At 37.9% G+C, this 16,086-nt stretch carries 16 protein-coding genes; 7 read left to right on the forward strand and 9 right to left on the reverse strand.

Annotated elements, in window-relative coordinates; genetic code table 11:
* Positions 1-107: 107 nt before the first annotated feature.
* From ntdP to mutY, 3 genes are all read right to left on the reverse strand, one after another.
* Positions 108-659 (reverse strand): nucleoside tri-diphosphate phosphatase, encoded by a 552-nt coding sequence (ntdP, locus tag LCP48_RS19890; RefSeq protein ID WP_004230486.1) that lies wholly within the window; start codon positions 657-659, stop codon positions 108-110.
* Positions 660-977: 318 nt separating this feature from the next.
* Positions 978-1,157, reverse strand: a complete 180-nt coding sequence (locus LCP48_RS19895) for a gamma-type small acid-soluble spore protein (RefSeq protein WP_004230485.1) — start codon at positions 1,155-1,157, stop codon at positions 978-980.
* Between the two features lie 77 nt (positions 1,158-1,234).
* Entirely contained in the window at positions 1,235-2,284 is a 1,050-nt protein-coding gene (gene mutY, locus LCP48_RS19900) for an A/G-specific adenine glycosylase (RefSeq protein WP_009371541.1), read from the reverse strand.
* 197 nt (positions 2,285-2,481) lie between these two features.
* On the opposite strand from mutY, the gene LCP48_RS19905 reads away from it, so the two are divergent.
* Entirely contained in the window at positions 2,482-3,468 is a 987-nt protein-coding gene (locus LCP48_RS19905; protein WP_009371543.1) for a metal-dependent hydrolase, read from the forward strand.
* A 36-nt stretch (positions 3,469-3,504) separates the two neighbouring features.
* On the opposite strand, the gene LCP48_RS19910 is transcribed toward LCP48_RS19905, so the two are convergent.
* The 3 genes from LCP48_RS19910 to recX are packed head-to-tail and all read right to left on the reverse strand — an operon-like array spanning position 3,505 to position 4,904.
* Positions 3,505-3,774, reverse strand: coding sequence for a YfhJ family protein (locus tag LCP48_RS19910; RefSeq protein ID WP_009371545.1), 270 nt, complete (start codon positions 3,772-3,774; stop codon positions 3,505-3,507).
* Positions 3,775-4,104, reverse strand: coding sequence for a YfhH family protein (locus tag LCP48_RS19915; RefSeq protein WP_036076977.1), 330 nt, complete (start codon positions 4,102-4,104; stop codon positions 3,775-3,777).
* Positions 4,101-4,904, reverse strand: coding sequence for a recombination regulator RecX (gene recX / locus LCP48_RS19920; protein ID WP_036219262.1), 804 nt, complete (start codon positions 4,902-4,904; stop codon positions 4,101-4,103). Before recX ends, LCP48_RS19915 begins: the two co-directional genes overlap by 4 nt.
* 205 nt (positions 4,905-5,109) lie before the next feature.
* On the opposite strand from recX, the gene LCP48_RS19925 reads away from it, so the two are divergent.
* The 3 genes from LCP48_RS19925 (at position 5,110) to rlmD (ending at position 8,327) form a co-directional block, all read left to right on the forward strand.
* The gene (locus tag LCP48_RS19925) at positions 5,110-6,018 is read left to right on the forward strand and encodes a TIGR01777 family oxidoreductase (protein ID WP_004230476.1); all 909 of its coding nucleotides are present in this window, start codon (positions 5,110-5,112) and stop codon (positions 6,016-6,018) included.
* A gap of 67 nt (positions 6,019-6,085) precedes the next feature.
* Complete coding sequence (locus tag LCP48_RS19930) at positions 6,086-6,910, forward strand: polysaccharide deacetylase family protein (protein ID WP_009371550.1); 825 nt, start codon at positions 6,086-6,088, stop codon at positions 6,908-6,910.
* A 37-nt stretch (positions 6,911-6,947) separates the two neighbouring features.
* Entirely contained in the window at positions 6,948-8,327 is a 1,380-nt protein-coding gene (gene rlmD, locus LCP48_RS19935) for a 23S rRNA (uracil(1939)-C(5))-methyltransferase RlmD (protein ID WP_004230474.1), read from the forward strand.
* Between the two features lie 325 nt (positions 8,328-8,652).
* Here rlmD and LCP48_RS19940 read toward each other — a convergent pair whose 3' ends face one another.
* Positions 8,653-9,288, reverse strand: a complete 636-nt coding sequence (locus LCP48_RS19940) for a hypothetical protein (protein ID WP_216487046.1) — start codon at positions 9,286-9,288, stop codon at positions 8,653-8,655.
* 238 nt (positions 9,289-9,526) lie between these two features.
* Positions 9,527-10,711, reverse strand: a complete 1,185-nt coding sequence (locus tag LCP48_RS19945) for an MFS transporter (protein WP_009371551.1) — start codon at positions 10,709-10,711, stop codon at positions 9,527-9,529.
* 374 nt (positions 10,712-11,085) lie between these two features.
* Between LCP48_RS19945 and LCP48_RS19950 the strand changes: the two genes are divergently transcribed.
* Positions 11,086-11,271 (forward strand): SE1561 family protein, encoded by a 186-nt coding sequence (locus LCP48_RS19950; protein WP_004230471.1) that lies wholly within the window; start codon positions 11,086-11,088, stop codon positions 11,269-11,271.
* A 40-nt stretch (positions 11,272-11,311) separates the two neighbouring features.
* Here the strand turns inward: LCP48_RS19950 and LCP48_RS19955 are convergent, their stop codons facing one another.
* Positions 11,312-12,112 (reverse strand): YwqG family protein, encoded by an 801-nt coding sequence (locus LCP48_RS19955; protein WP_225340474.1) that lies wholly within the window; start codon positions 12,110-12,112, stop codon positions 11,312-11,314.
* 189 nt (positions 12,113-12,301) lie between these two features.
* Here LCP48_RS19955 and LCP48_RS19960 point away from each other — a divergent pair, with 189 nt between their 5' ends.
* Both LCP48_RS19960 and LCP48_RS19965 read left to right on the forward strand, forming a co-directional pair.
* Positions 12,302-13,840, forward strand: coding sequence for a fumarate hydratase (locus LCP48_RS19960; protein ID WP_004230469.1), 1,539 nt, complete (start codon positions 12,302-12,304; stop codon positions 13,838-13,840).
* A 272-nt stretch (positions 13,841-14,112) separates the two neighbouring features.
* The gene (locus tag LCP48_RS19965) at positions 14,113-16,017 is read left to right on the forward strand and encodes a heavy metal translocating P-type ATPase (RefSeq protein ID WP_009371553.1); all 1,905 of its coding nucleotides are present in this window, start codon (positions 14,113-14,115) and stop codon (positions 16,015-16,017) included.
* Positions 16,018-16,086: the final 69 nt, after the last annotated feature.

Here is a 16,086-nt window from a genome sequence, read left to right on the forward strand (position 1 = left end):
GATTAAAATACAGTTATGATGACTTTATAGCGAACTATTTTACCTTTACCTTAACAACACTCTGTTCCCTCCAATAAAAAAACACCTATTAGTTTAACTAATAGGTGTCATGATTGATCATCTGACTGCATATCAAGCTGGAACTTGTAACGATTTGTCCAAACATCGATGAAATCGGGTGCAAATGGTCCTCTTTTTTGTTGAATCCAGCTTATTAATTTATCGACATTGCGCTTTAAAATCTTATCTATGACATCAGGATAAGACATTTCCTTACGATGGAGCTCATATTCATCCTCGTCTAAAAGGGTATAAGACATGTCAGGAAAAACTTTAATATCTAAATCATAGTCGATATATTTAATGGCATTATTATCGAAAACAAATGGTGAGCTTAGATTGCAATAATAATACACACCGTCTTCACGTAGCATACAGATGATGTTAAACCAGTGTTCCGCATGGAAGTAGCAAATAGAAGGCTCTCTCGTTAGCCATGTACGACCATCGGATTCTGTCACAAGTGTCCGTTCATTCGCACCGATTACGATATTTTTCGTTCCTTTTAAAACCATCGTTTCTTGCCAAACACGGTGGATGCGGCCATTGTGCTTATAACTATGTATTTGTATCGTTTCTCCTTCTACCGGTAATGCCATTTTGTTAGCCCACCTTTTCGTCTATGCTACCTAAATCTAGCAGTCTCTAGTATATTATAGCAATGTGTACGCGAAAGGTGTAGTTAGAAAACCACAAATTTCACTACGCTATTTTGAATTTGTATAAAATTTAGTCAATTATAAGCGAATTTTATTATAATGTCAGCTTTGATGGGATTTTTTAGTTAATGCTATAAAGGATTTCCTTTTATGCTGACCATTTACTTACCTAAACAATTTGAAAGGGGCTGTCTTTTTCATCTTTTCGGATTTAAGACAGCCCCTTAGAGGTAAATGCAATTATGCAGTTACAAAGTGTTACTCACCTAAATCTTGGTTAGTTTTTGAGAAACGGCCAGAAGCTGGAGCTTTCTTTTGCTCTGCTTTCGCATTTTGCTTTTGCACTTCATTTACGTCCGTTTCATAACCAAACTCTTCACTTTGACGTTGCATGTTTTTATTCGGTTGGAAATTTTGGTTGTTTTGTTTTTTCATCATTCATTCACCTCCACGCTAGTTATTGTGTACGGAGATGGTGACTTTTATGCTCATGAATCAATGATTTTAAGAAGGATTTATTTTCCTGCCGTTTGCTTTTTTACTTCATCCCAAATTTTTAGCATAGGCACAGGCATCGGTAAAAGTTCTATTTGCTCATAGTTCAGCCAATCACCTAGCTCAGTCGATTCGCATTTTATATAATAGCTATTTAAATGCCAAGTTAAATGTGAAAAAACATGTTTAAATGTAAGCAGTTCATATTTGGCCTGGACACTTACTGTATATTCCTTTGTAAAATTTTCTTCTGAAGATTGGCTTGTATCAATCATTGGAAATTGCCATAGATTAGCGAGCAAGCCTTCCTCAGGACGTTGTTGCATTAAAAATTGTCCTTTGTCATTTTCATATACGAGCACATCATATGTGAGATGCTTCATTTTTATCTTTTTTGATTTGACAGGTAATTTTTCTGGTTCTCCCTCATTAAAAGCTGTGCAATACTCTCTTACTGGGCATAATAAACATTTTGGATAGGTAGGTGTACAAATAAGTGCGCCTAGCTCCATTAAGCCCTGGTTAAACGATGAAGCATGATCAGGATCAATTAGTTCCTCAACCGCACTTTCAAAAATTTTCTTCGTTTTGGGAAGAGCAATATCTTCATGTATATCAAGCACTCTACTTAGAACACGCATAACATTACCGTCAACTGCATGTTCAGGCTTATTATAGGCAATACTTAAAATAGCACCTGCAGTATAGGGACCAACACCTTTTAATTTAGATATTTCATGGCGATTGTCAGGTACTATACCACCGTAATTTGCTAAAACCTCACGAGCACCTGCTTGTAAATTGCGAACACGAGAATAATAGCCAAGGCCTTCCCAATGCTTTAATAAGTATTCTTGGGGTGCTTCCGCAAGCAAATCTAATGTTGGAAAGCTTTCCATAAAGCGATTGTAATAAGGAATAACTGTGTCGACACGTGTCTGTTGTAGCATCACTTCAGATACCCAAATTTTATAAGGGTCTGTTGTGTGTCTCCAAGGTAAATCACGCTTCTCTGTGTTAAACCAGTCAACTAATGATTGTCGAAATTCTGTTACATATGGGTAATTCACAGTGACCTCCGTTATTTTTACGATTTAATTTATGATGAAAAGGGTATACAATGAAGAAAAGAATATTCGCGGAAGATCGACAATAATCGTCTCTTTCGCAAGAATGTTAGAATATTTCAATATACCTTTTATTATGTTTGAAATAAAGTTGTATGCACATTGTACTCGATTTTAATGCATACTAGGAGTGGATATTTTTGGATTCAGGTACACATTTCGTTATGGGTATTGCCCTTGGCGGTCTTGCATTAGCTGACCCTGTAGTAGCCAATCATTCAATGACTTTTACAGCAGTAATGGCAGGTACAATTATTGGCTCACAAGCTCCAGATGTTGACACTGTGTTAAAACTACGTAATAACGCCATTTATATCCGACATCACCGAGGAATTACACACTCACTACCAGCTGTAGCTATTTGGCCTATTTTAATTACAATTGTTTTATCACTGATTTTGCAAGATGTGAATGTGTTACATTTATGGCTTTGGACATTTTTAGCTGTCGCACTTCATGTTTTTGTCGATATTTTTAACGCGTATGGTACACAAGCAATTCGACCTTTCTCTCGAAAATGGGTTGCGTTAGGTGTCATTAATACCTTCGATCCCATTATTTTTTCCTTACATTGTCTCGGTATTGTATTATGGGCATTTGGCACAAATCCAGTATGGACATTCAGTATCATGTACGTGGTTATCGTGATTTACTATATTTTACGATTTGCTGTGCAAAAAGCGGTAAAAAACGCGGTGCATCATACTATTCAAGATGAGGAATATGTCATTGTAGCACCTACTATGCGCTTCTTCCACTGGCGAATCGCAGCCAAGTCCAAAACTCATTATTATGTTGGCCGTGCTTATGGAAGGACTGTTAATATTTACGATAAATTCGAAATTAAGCCTTTGCCTAAAACTGCGCTTGTAGATGCTGCAATGAAAGATCCTAACTTAGCTGCATTTGTGTCTTTCTCTCCTATGTATCGATGGGAGATTTCCGAGCTTGAAAACGGCTTAATAGAAGTAAGGTTAATCGATTTGCGTTACCGTAGTGACAATCGCTATCCTTTCGTTGCCGTAGCACATTTAAATGATGCGAATGACATTATTACGTCTTACACAGGCTGGATCTTTACAGAAGATAAGCTACAGAAAAAACTACAAATTGGTGCGAGTAATTAAGCAGTAAACCCTGACCAATATTGGTCAGGGTTTTTATTATTGTATCATATCATCACTAGCATCTAGTAAATGTATATACTTCGGATTGCGCCCTGCAAAAGCATGTAGTTTATCACCATAGCTAGCAATTAATTGACGAACAAGATTTTCTGTATACTCTGCCCCACGATAATCATACCCTGCTTTCGCGGCAGTTGATTCAAAGTCACTCCATAACAACTCCACCCAAACCTGTGCCCGTCCAACAGACATCTGAGGATTCTTTGCAAGTAACTCTGCTGTTAATTTCTCAATTTTTTCATCCATTTATTTGCCCACCTTTACTGGAGAAAGGATAGATACTGGTAATGCCTCTTGATATTTGTCTCCGCCTAAACGATGACCCCAAGCAAAGCGTCCCTTCAAATAATCTACTTGGAAAAATTCATTATCTGAACCATCAATACGATACATTTCTCCAGGAACGATCGTATCAAGATCCACTAAATAAGCCGCAGCCATTAAAGCTTTGCGTTCATAAACAGCAAACTCATTGATGATTCCTAGCTGTTCTGCCTTTCGAGCTTTCTCTTTTAGAAAGGCAATTTCCTCTCGCAATTCATGTTCAGACATAGCTGCATAATTTTTTTCACTCATTCTTCATTCTCCTTCTCTTCTATAAAACGATCTATTACTTCTATAGGAAAACCCTTTTGATAGAGCGCCTGTTTAACCTTCATTTTTAGCTCATAACCAGTATACTTCGATACGTACTTTTTCCAAACTTTTTCGCCTTGAGCATCAAGGAGCTGCTGCCAGTTGTCATCATCCTGCCCTATCTCAACTTGGCTAAGCACCTCTTCTACAATCGAGAAAGCATACCCTTTTCTTAATAAGTAATCCTGAATTTTGGTCTTAATTTGTGTTGGGGTCTTCTTGCTCTCCGCTCGAACAATTTTCTCTGCCAGTTGCTTCGCCAGTTTTACTTGTTCCTCAAAACTATATGTAGCAAGCACCTCATCCTGCAAGTTTTTCTCAATGCCTTTTTTGATCATGTCTTGTCTAATGGCTCTTGGTCCTTTTTTCATAGTAGCTTTCTTTGTATCAAGCAGAGCCTTTGAATAGTTTTCATCATTAATAAAACCATAGGATTTTAACTTTTGGATTGCCTCTAACACTACAGCTTCTCCAAATTCTAAGTTGAGCAGTTTTTTCTTAACCTCATGCTCACTTCGCATTTGATATGAAAGGAAGTTTAATCCCTTATTAAATGCCTTACGTATCTCATCTTCATAGGCAATCTCTTGAATTTCGAATTCATCGAGCACCTTTCCCTTTGTTAAACCAAATTGAATGAGAATGGCTTCATCAACCGGAAAAGCATATTCTTCATTTAAATAGATATTATAGCGTTCAGGATTGTTTTTTTGACGTGCAATTTTTGTAATCATACGCATAGTAAACACCTCACTATTATCATTATAGCATTTCTTTATGAGGGAACTGACAATTAGCACGGTTAATTTCCCTATGTTCGCGGGCATTCTTTTCCCTTCCACGGGTAAACTTCCTGCTCTGCAATTAAAGCCTAAAGATGTTTACTTTTTGGTTACATGATAAACTTATTAGTAAGCGTTTTATTCGAGAAAAGAGGTGCATGTTATGAAAATAGTGATTGCAGGTGGCACTGGCTTTGTTGGAAAAGCCCTTATACAGCTATTGCAGGACAACGGACATGACATTTTTGTCCTAACGCGTCATGAGTCAAGGCACGAAAATGGCGTTCACTATGTTCAATGGCTACATCAGCATGAGCAAGCTTTGACAATCTTTGAAGGTGTAGATGCCTTTGTGAATTTAGCAGGTGTTTCATTAAATAATGGTCGTTGGACAAAAAAACAAAAGAAAGCTATCTATTGGAGCAGAATGAATGCCACATCAGAGATTGTACGAATAATGGACATGCTCACGATAAAACCAAAAGTCCTTGTCAATGCTAGTGCAGTTGGTATATACCCAACTTCCACACAAGCCATATATGATGAAGATTTTATGGATTACGCAACTGATTTTTTAGGCACTACAGTCCACGATTGGGAGCGACATGCGAAACGAGCGGAAGCATTAGGTATTCGTGTGGCTCTTGCACGCTTTGGTGTCATTTTAGGTAGAAATAGTGGCGCACTTCCACCAATGCTATTGCCTTATCAAATGCATATAGGTGGAACAATAGGCTCTGGAGAGCAATGGCTTTCATGGGTACATATTGAGGATGTAGCACGTGCTATTTATTTCGCTATTACAAATGAAAATATTCATGGACCATTTAATATAACAGCACCGCATCCGATGCGAATGAAGGAATTTGGTCAAACAATTGCAGAAGTCATGGGCAGACGTCATTGGCTGCCTGTTCCTAGCTTTGCGATGCGTTTAGCTCTCGGCGAACAAAGCACACTTGTTTTAGAAGGACAACAAGTGCTACCAACCCTTTTAGAACAACAACATTTTATATTTAAATACCCTTATCTAAAGCAAGCACTTGAAAATTTGTTAAAGGCTCAAAATTAGAAAAAATTAAGTTGGATAATTTTTTTACTAATTACGCATTCTAATGAAAAAGAAAGGATGCGTTTTTATGTGGAAACAACATATTGTTGGTGCGGTAATTGCTACTTTTATTATTGCCGCAGGAATTAGCTTTAATCCATTTTTTGCTGCTGGTTCTGATGAACACCATTGGGGCTTTAAACGCGCTAAAAACGGTGAACAGGCAGAGGCAGGAGCACAGCTCGATCAATTACTCGACAAATATGGGGCGATTTATAAAGGGAAGGCAGATAAAAAAATTGCCTATTTAACATTTGATAATGGCTATGAAAACGGCTTTACTGAAAGTATTTTGGATACATTGAAAAAAGAAAATGTACCTGCTACTTTCTTTTTAACAGGCCATTACTTAGACAGTGCTAGCGATTTAGTGAAACGCATGGTGAAGGATGGTCATACTATCGGGAATCACTCCTATGGTCACCCTAATATGGCTCGACTTTCGCCAGATGGCATGCGTGCAGAATGGCAAAAGTTCGATGGCAAGTTACGTGAATTGACAGGCATCGATCGTACAACATATGCTCGTCCACCTGAAGGGATTTTTAATGCAAAAGTGCTAGAGGTGGGCAATGCAGAAGGTTATCGTCATATTTTCTGGTCTGTGGCCTTTAAGGATTGGATGAAGGATGAGCGTCGTGGTGCAGATTATGCTTATAATGCACTTATGGAACAACTGCATCCTGGTGCCGTTATTTTAATGCATACAGTAGCACAAGATAATGCTGAAGCATTACCAATGTTTATTGCAGAAGCTAAAAAGCAAGGTTATACTTTCTTATCGCTTGACGATTTAGTATTAGAATATGAAGATTTTCCTGTTGCTTTGCAATCGCCTGCTCCTTCGCTATAATGGGGAGATGACAATATAGAGCAGGGACGTGGAACGTTTGACGCAGCAAACAACAATGACCGTGGGACAAAAATTCCCACTAACAATAAAAAGGCTAGGCATTAATGGTGAAGGTGTAGGTTTTTATAAACGTAATGTGATATTTGTAAAAGGAGCCATTCCTGGTGAAGAGATCACAGCTCAAGTAACAAAAACACAACGTAATTTTGCTGAAGCAGAAATTTTAGCCATTCGTAAAGCTTCAAAATATCGTCAGGAAGCACCTTGCCCAGTTTACAATGAGTGCGGCGGCTGCCAGCTTCAGCATATGACCTATGAAAAACAGCTAATAGAAAAACGAGACATTGTTATACAAGCATTAGAGCGCTATGCCAAACCTTTACTCGAAACAATTGAAGTGCGAAAAACACTTGGTATGGATGATCCTTGGCATTATCGTAATAAAAGCCAATTCCAAGTACGTAAAGAAGGCAAGCGTGTTTACGCAGGTTTATTTGCTGAAGGAAGTAATAAACTGTTAAACATTAATGATTGCCTTGTTCAGCACCCAATTACTTCTAAAATCACAGTTGCTACTCGAAAAATTTTGCAAAAGCTAAATATCACTATTTACGATGGTCGTACGCTAAATGGTTTAGTGCGTACGATTGTTGTACGTACAGGTATTCGTACTGGGGAAACACAAGTCGTTCTTGTCACAACAAGGAAAGAAATCCCTCATTTAGCTGAATTGATTACACGTATGAAAAAAATTGATCCGAGTATTGTATCCATTGCGCAAAATATTAACCGTGAAAAAACATCATTAATCTTCGGTGATGAAACTGTTGTACTTGATGGCAAAGAAACCATTCATGAAGAGCTTGGCGAATTGGCTTTTGATTTATCTGCCCGCGCCTTCTTCCAACTAAATCCAACGCAAACAGTTCATCTATATGATGAAATTAAAAAGGCTGCCGCTTTATCAGGAAAAGAAACAGTGGTTGATGCATACTGTGGCGTTGGCACAATTGGATTATGGTTAGCGGATAAAGCGAAGGAAGTTCGTGGAATGGATGTCATTCCTGAAAGCATTCAGGATGCTCGTAAAAATGCTCGAAATCATGGCTTCAAACATACGAAATATGCAGTCGGTACAGCGGAAAGTGTCCTAGCGAAATGGTGCAAGGAAGGATTTACTCCTGATGTGATTACGGTAGATCCACCACGTACAGGACTAGCACCTGAATTTATTCGAACAGTCCTTAAACTAAAACCTAAACGTTTTGTTTATACCTCCTGTAACCCATCCACTTTGGCAAAGGACTTACAACAGTTAACGAAGCTTTATGATGTTGAATATATTCAACCCGTCGATATGTTCGCACAAACGGCGCAGGTGGAATGCGTTGCAAAACTTGTATTAAAAAACAAATAGTATGAAAAGGACGTTTCCCTAGGAGACGTCCTTTTTCTAATGCACAGCACAAGCTGCCTGGTGGATGATGGATGGTCCAGAAAAGTCGATACCTTAACCAATAACCCAGGATTTAAATGATTATTAAATGTTAAATTTTCAGCTTTTATTCAAAGAACTTTCAAACGTAAGCTTTGTACTTTCACCTTTTACCTTTGAGCTTTCAAATCAATTTAGTTGAAAGTTACCATTGGAGTAAGGCATGTTTCACGTTTTAACTCGCACACATGCCTTGAAGCGCGAGCGACTTTTCGTTTTCCATTTTCGCTAGGACATGCAAATCTTGTTAAACTTGTACTTCAATAAAGGTTGTGGCATTCGACTCTGATAAGACAGCGTCAACCTCTGATTCAAATTCTTCAATCCGATTGCTCAATTTCTCAATTTGGTGTTTAACATTTAGGGGATCAATGATTTCAAACTCATTTCTTTTCATAAATGTTTCGGTATGTAATTTGACTTCCTCTGGTGATTGTTTATCTTTATTGCCCAATATGTTAATTAAATAGGTTTCCAGCTTTGCAGGTAATGCATCATTTTCTTTTGCAACCGTATTGATAGCTGAACGATGCTGATGCTGTATAACTTCTAGCAAATTCTTTTCGTATTGAATGGATTGTTTCCGTTCAATTGCCTCCGCTACAGTCATTTCCTCTTTGCCCACCAACACCTTTGTGTTTGCATTGGACTGCACAACTAGCGCTTTTATTTTATTTCGATAGGAAATTAAACCTACCACTTTATCATAGGATGCTTGCATTTGTTTTTCATATTCAGGAATGTCTACACCATTAATTTTACGATTGCTTTTTCGATTAGCTACGACTGCGCTAACCTCATTTGTTGCTGCTTCAATTCGTAGAGTCAGCATTTTTAATTCTGTTAAAGCACGGTGGATAGATAGTTTTTTCATTTCTGTCATGATAAAAACCTCCTTTTTAAGCAAGTATTCTTTTATTATAAATAGAAAGATGGATTATGTCCAAAAATACCCATTTTCTTTTTTATTGCTTTCATTAGAACATGTCTGTATAATAACTTTCTAGGTGCCAAACCTATGTAACTTGGACGGAACATCCTTGTTACGCAAAAAACGCCATAACAGCACGGATTTGCTGGGCGTTTTTTGTTTTTTGAGCGGGAGATGAGCCCCGCTCTTTTTATTTTGCCATCGTTGGTTGTTGATGCTTGCGGCGTCCAAATATAAATAAAACGATTGCAACGGCTAGCAAAAGCATAGCCACAAGTAAAAGGAAGCTATAATTTTTTACATATTCTAAATAAACTCCACCTAAAAATGGACCTGTTAAACTACCAATACTTAAAGCAATTCCGCAAAGTAAATTCCCCGTAGGCAGTAGCTCCTTTGGTGTCAAATCAGCCATAAATGTAATCCCTAAAGAAAACATCGAGCCAACCAGCGTACCCGTTAAGAAAAATGCGACAGCCACAGCGAATTGTGAATGCTCTAAAAAGCTTGTAATCGCGAAAATAATTGCGCCACCAAATGACCCAATCATCAAAATATTCCTTCTCCCTACTTTATCTCCTAGTGCACCAAGCGGCACTTGCGTTAAAATACCACCAAATGTAAACACAGATAAAATGATAGGAATCATGCCGACTTCAAAGCCCTTGCGTAATGCATAGACAGGAAACAAGGCATTTAGTGAAGACTCCAGAAAACCATAAACAAATGGGCCTAAAAAGGCAATCCACCCAAATAAAATAGCTAGTTTATATCGTTGCCATCCTCTGGCATTTAAGTCACCTGTTAAACGCTCAGGCTTTTCATTTTGTAAGAGAAATACAAAGGACCATGCAAATAGGCACATGATTGAAGATACGATAAACGGTAGCGCTTCAGCAATTTCAATGAGCTTCACCATAAGTGGTCCGACAGCAAAACCTATGCTAAATGATAAGCCATAGATGGCCATTCCCTTTCCTAAGCTTTTATGATCTGCTGTACTAGTAATCCATGTTTGTGTCGCATAATGCAAGGCATGATCGCCTACACCAATTAATAAACGAAGGACAAACCAAAAGGTCACACTTTTCCATAGAGGAAATGCAAGTAAAGACGCAAAAACTAGTGCTCCACCAATTAAAATAATCGGTTTATAGCCCCATCTGCGTAACGGCTGCTCGATAAATGGTGAAATCAGTAGTGTTCCTATGTATAAGCCTGTTGCATTCAAGCCATTCAATGCAGAGGATACCCCATCACGTTCAAATATTATCGAAATAAGCGGTAATAGCATCCCTTGTGAAAAGCCTGATATGGATACAATTACTACTAAAATGGTAAATCTTTTTGTGCTGTAATCTGAGAAGTACGTCATTTTTCCCTCCAATAACTAGTCATTCTCCCAAAGAACAGCATACCAAAAAGCCTTAGCGCTCACCACATGTGATTTTACGCTAAGGCTTAACTAATACTTATCCTCATTTAATTGTATAAACACGATTTTCGGCTTTTGAATATTACCGATTACTTGTTTAAACTCCCTCCTTTTCGAGTTAGCATTGGTCAGATGACTTTTTTCAATCAGCTCCTTTACTTTATCTTAAAACAAATTTAACACACATCCTCAATATTGTAAATATTCTGTCTATTGTTTTTTTAAAATTAATCTCTTAGTCCTAGGTGTTTCCCTAAACATTGAAATTTAAGCTCAAATCGGCTACGATGAAAGGGATGAAATGAGGTGTACGAATGTCAAAGCCAATCACTGATAAAGAGCAACAAGTAACCTATTTAAAAGAGCGTCTTGAGATGTTTCTAGAAGTATTAGATGCCCTTGATCCTGAAACAGCTGAGTTAGAAGATATTGATCGCTTAATCCAAATGATGGATGATTTAGAGGACAAAATGGAGCAATTTCAAGCTCGTGAACAATAATGAATAAAAAACAAGCGAGCGTCGTGTGCTCGCTTGTTTTTTAATGGCAATCCCAATTATAAAGTACCTTGCTAAAATCTTTATTCATTAACTCTTCCTCTGTGATAAAGAAATTGCCAACGCCACAATCGCCCCAAAGAATATTGTCGCCAACACTATCAATCTGTAACAGCATAATGATTGAATCTTTATAATCTCCATATGCTCGAGGATCCTCTTGCGTAAAGAATGGATACCCTCCAATTTTATGACCATCACCCGTCAAAGCATCATAGAAGCTGTCTTCTAATGCTTCGTCATCCTCCAAAGCTGTTAAGATGCTAGCATACTTGTCATTGCTTCTAAAATCATCAATCGACATCGGCTCAACGCTTGTAGTAAAGGATAATGCCATTTCACGCTCAACAGGAAAATATAATTCCTCATCATCTATTTCGATAAAAGAAAAATCTTGAATAAGCTGTGCTTCATCTTGCATAACTTGTTCATGAAATATTACACGAAAGCCTTCTTGATTTTGTCCATTATCAAAATCCATTCCTAAAACATCGTCATAACCATCAATATAAAACTGCAATATTCCCTCTTCTGGGAAATTGGGTAAATGCGTAGGAACCTCTGCAAAGTTAATTTGAGCTAATAGCTTCAACGGTTGTCCCTTCATGTTTTTTGGATATTCCATACCCAATGGGAAATAAGGATCTCCTGCAAACTTACTTTGAAATAAAGTTGTTTTACTGATCTCCGTATTAACCATTACAACAGGCTTCATTGTCCCTTCTATTAATGGTCTATATTGCTCGAATGCTTCTGGTAATTCAAGTAAATTTTTAGCAGTCATGCAAGTTCCTCCTAATATTGGATTTATTCTATTTTAGAACAAACGTTCTATAAAATCAATACTCTCCTTCTATATTATTAAAATATGCTTTAATTTAGCAGTCTCAGATAAGGACTCTTTTTTTCATTAGTTGAAAAGAGTATAATGTAACGTGGAAATAATCAATTTTTCTATGGGGGGGCAATACCAATGAATCTACAAAACTTGGAGAAGAGTCTTTACGATTTAATTACTGAAACATCTACGAATTTACCTAAGGATGTACGTCGTGCTATTAAAAAAGCAAAAGAAGCTGAAAATGCTGGTACTCGTGCAGCAATGAGCTTAGACACAATCGCAAATAATATTATTATGGCAGAAGATAACGTGTCACCAATTTGTCAGGATACAGGGCTACCAACTTTCAAAATTTATACTCCTGTTGGCGTAAATCAATTAGAAATTAAAGCTGCAATCAAAAAAGCAATCAATGATACAACTGCAGATGCAAAATTACGTCCTAATGCGGTGGATTCATTATCTGGTGCAAACAGTGGTAATAATCTTGGTGATGGTTTGCCAGTAATGAAATTTGAACAATGGGAAAAAGATTACATTACAATTAAGTTAATTCTCAAAGGTGGCGGCTGTGAAAATAAAAACATTCAATACAGTCTACCATGTGAATTAGAAGGTCTTGGTCGTGCAGGGCGTGACTTAGATGGTATTCGTAAATGTATTTTACACTCTGTATACCAAGCACAAGGTCAAGGGTGTTCTGCTGGTTTCATTGGTGTAGGTATTGGTGGAGACCGTTCTTCTGGCTATGATTTAGCAAAAGAGCAATTATTCCGCCATGTTGAAGATACAAATCCAAATGCAGATCTTGCTAAATTAGAAGAGTATGTGGTTAAAACGGCTAACACATTTGGTATTGGTACAATGGGCTTCGGTGGTGAAGCAACATTATTAGGCTGTAAAATTGGCGTAATGCACCGTATTCCTGCCTCTTTCTATGTATCAGTAGCATATAATTGTTGGGCTTACCGTCGTATGGCTGTGGATATCGATCCTCAAACTGGCGAAATTATGAATTGGCACTACCAAGAAGGTGAAAAAATTACCTTCAAAGAGAATGAAGTAGCTGCTACAACAGAAGATACAACTACAGATGTAGTCGAGCTTACTGCGCCAATTACTGAAGAACAAATTCGTTCACTAAAAGTTGGTGATGTCGTTTCTATTACTGGTCGTATGTATACTGGCCGTGACGCCATCCACCACCATTTAATGAGCCACGATGCACCAGTTGATTTAAATGGCCAAGTTATTTATCACTGTGGACCTGTAATGGCAAAGGATGAAGAAGGCAATTGGACAGTAAAAGCGGCTGGTCCAACTACTTCTATTCGTGAGGAGCCTTATCAAGGCGATATCATGAAAAAATTCGGTATCCGTGCTGTCATTGGTAAAGGTGGAATGGGGCCAAAAACATTAAAAGCGCTTAATGAGCATGGTGGCGTTTACTTGAATGCAATCGGTGGAGCAGCACAATACTATGCGGACTGTATTAAAGGCGTTGATGGTGTTGATTTAATGGAATTCGGTATTCCTGAAGCTATGTGGCACTTAAATGTTGAAAAATTTACAGCAGTTGTGACAATGGATTCACATGGTAACTCACTACATGCAGATGTGGATAAATCATCATTAGAAAAACTTGCTTTGCATGCAGAAAGAGTCTTCTAATTAAATAATAGATAGCAGTAGTAACTCGTTTTATTGCACAATTTTGTAAGGCACAGAATATTCCTAGTGAATAGACTGTGCTTTTTTCAATCCTTTCGCAAATTGTTTAAAAATCTCCATCAAACTTCCTACTTTATTTTTATAAATTCCTTTGTTATAATAATTCTAAATAATAAAGATGGTAATTGAAATCCATTTTCAATTAAACAGCTCAAAATAACGCTATTTTATAAAGGTTTTGATATTGATTTTCATTATCAGGAGGGATAGAGATGGAATACTCTAATCGAGAAAACGTAAGAATAATTGAGAAAATAAAAGAACATGCCGAACTAATTGCCGCATTAATGGCTGGAATTTTCATCTTACTAGCATGGCGTTTAGACACAAATGGACAAACAACAGCTTCTGTTCTACTATATTTAATTGCCTTTTGTGTAGGTGGTTTCGCGAAAGCAAAAGAAGGCATTGAAGAGACCATAGAAGAGCGAAAGCTAAATGTTGAGCTGTTGATGGTATTAGCTGCAATTGGCTCAGCTGCAATTGGCTATTGGACAGAGGGAGCCATCCTAATATTTATTTTTTCAGTAAGTGGTGCACTTGAAACTTATGCGATGAATAAAAGTCATCGCGAAATATCTGCCCTTATGAATTTACAGCCCGAAGAAGCTTGGTTAGTGCGTGGTGGATTTGAACCTATGAAAGTATCAGTTTCCACATTACAAATCGGGGATCATTTATTGATTAAACCGGGTGAACGAATTCCAGCAGACGGCATTATTTTTAAAGGCCAATCTTCTATTGATGAGTCAGCTATTAGCGGAGAGCCACTGCCAATCTCAAAAAGCGAAGGAGACGAAGTTTTTGCAGGCACAGTCAACTTAAATGGTGCTATTACTATGGAAATGACAAAGGCGAATTCAGAGACCCTTTTCCAAAAAATTATACAGCTCGTTCAAAGTGCTCAAAGTGAAAAATCTCCATCTCAACAATTCATCGAAAAATTTGAAGGGACTTATGTAAAATTTGTTTTACTTGGTGTTGCCATTATGATGGTTCTTCCCCACTTCTTGCTCGGCTGGGACTGGACAACAACCTTTTACCGAGCAATGGTGTTATTAGTGGTTGCTTCACCTTGTGCACTCGTTGCTTCCATTATGCCTGCAACACTCGCTACGATATCAAATGGTGCAAAAAATGGTGTGCTATTTAAAGGTGGTTTACATTTAGAGCATCTTAGTGTGTTACGTGCATTGGCTGTCGATAAAACAGGTACTTTAACGCAAGGAAAACCAGTTGTTACAGATTTTATTGTCCGTGATGGAGTAGAACGTGATACGGCTTTAGCAATTCTTGCAGGAATTGAATCTCAATCCAATCATCCCCTTGCCCAAGCGATTACCTCCTATGCTAAGGCTGAAGGAATCGACATACTACCACAAGCAACAATTGAAGATATTCCTGGCTGGGGTATTAAAGGAACGATTCAAAACAAGGAGTATCAAGTAGGCAAACCAGAATTTGTTGATGTGCAACTTGCTAACATTTTTGCAAATAATGCTGTAACTAAACTTGCAGCAGAGGGAAAAACAGTTATTTTCATTCGCGATCAACACGGTATTGTTGCATTAACAGCATTAAAAGATACTGTACGCTCCGAAGCTAAGAAAGCTGTTACATTATTAAAAGAGCTTGGTATTCAAGTGGTGATGCTTACAGGCGACAACGAAAAAACAGCCAAAGTTATCGCGAAGGAGGCTGGCGTTACTGAATTCGTCGCAGAATGTTTGCCAGAAACGAAGGTAACTGAAATGAAACGCCTACTTACACAGCATCAATTTGTTGGCATGGTCGGCGACGGTATTAATGATGCCCCTGCATTGGCTACCGCAACTACTGGCATAGCGATGGGTGAAGGCACAGACGTGGCGCTTGAAACAGCGGATGTCGTGCTAATGAAAAATGACTTATCAAAAATCGCCTATGCTGTTCGTTTATCACGTAAAATGCAACGTATTGTGAAACAAAATATTTTCTTTTCTATCGGGGTTATTGTCTTATTAATCGCCTCTAACTTTTTACAAGTTGTCGACTTGCCTTTAGGCGTAATCGGGCATGAAGGTAGTACAATTCTAGTTATTCTAAATGGTTTACGCATGCTTAATAAAAATGTTTAACATCAAGTAAGCCTCAGCATTATTGCGTCCAGCTTGCTTGAAAGCTACTCTTCCTGCGACATCCGCTGA

This window comes from Lysinibacillus capsici (assembly GCF_020217405.1).
In the GTDB taxonomy this organism is placed as follows: Bacteria; Bacillota; Bacilli; order Bacillales_A; family Planococcaceae; genus Lysinibacillus; species Lysinibacillus capsici.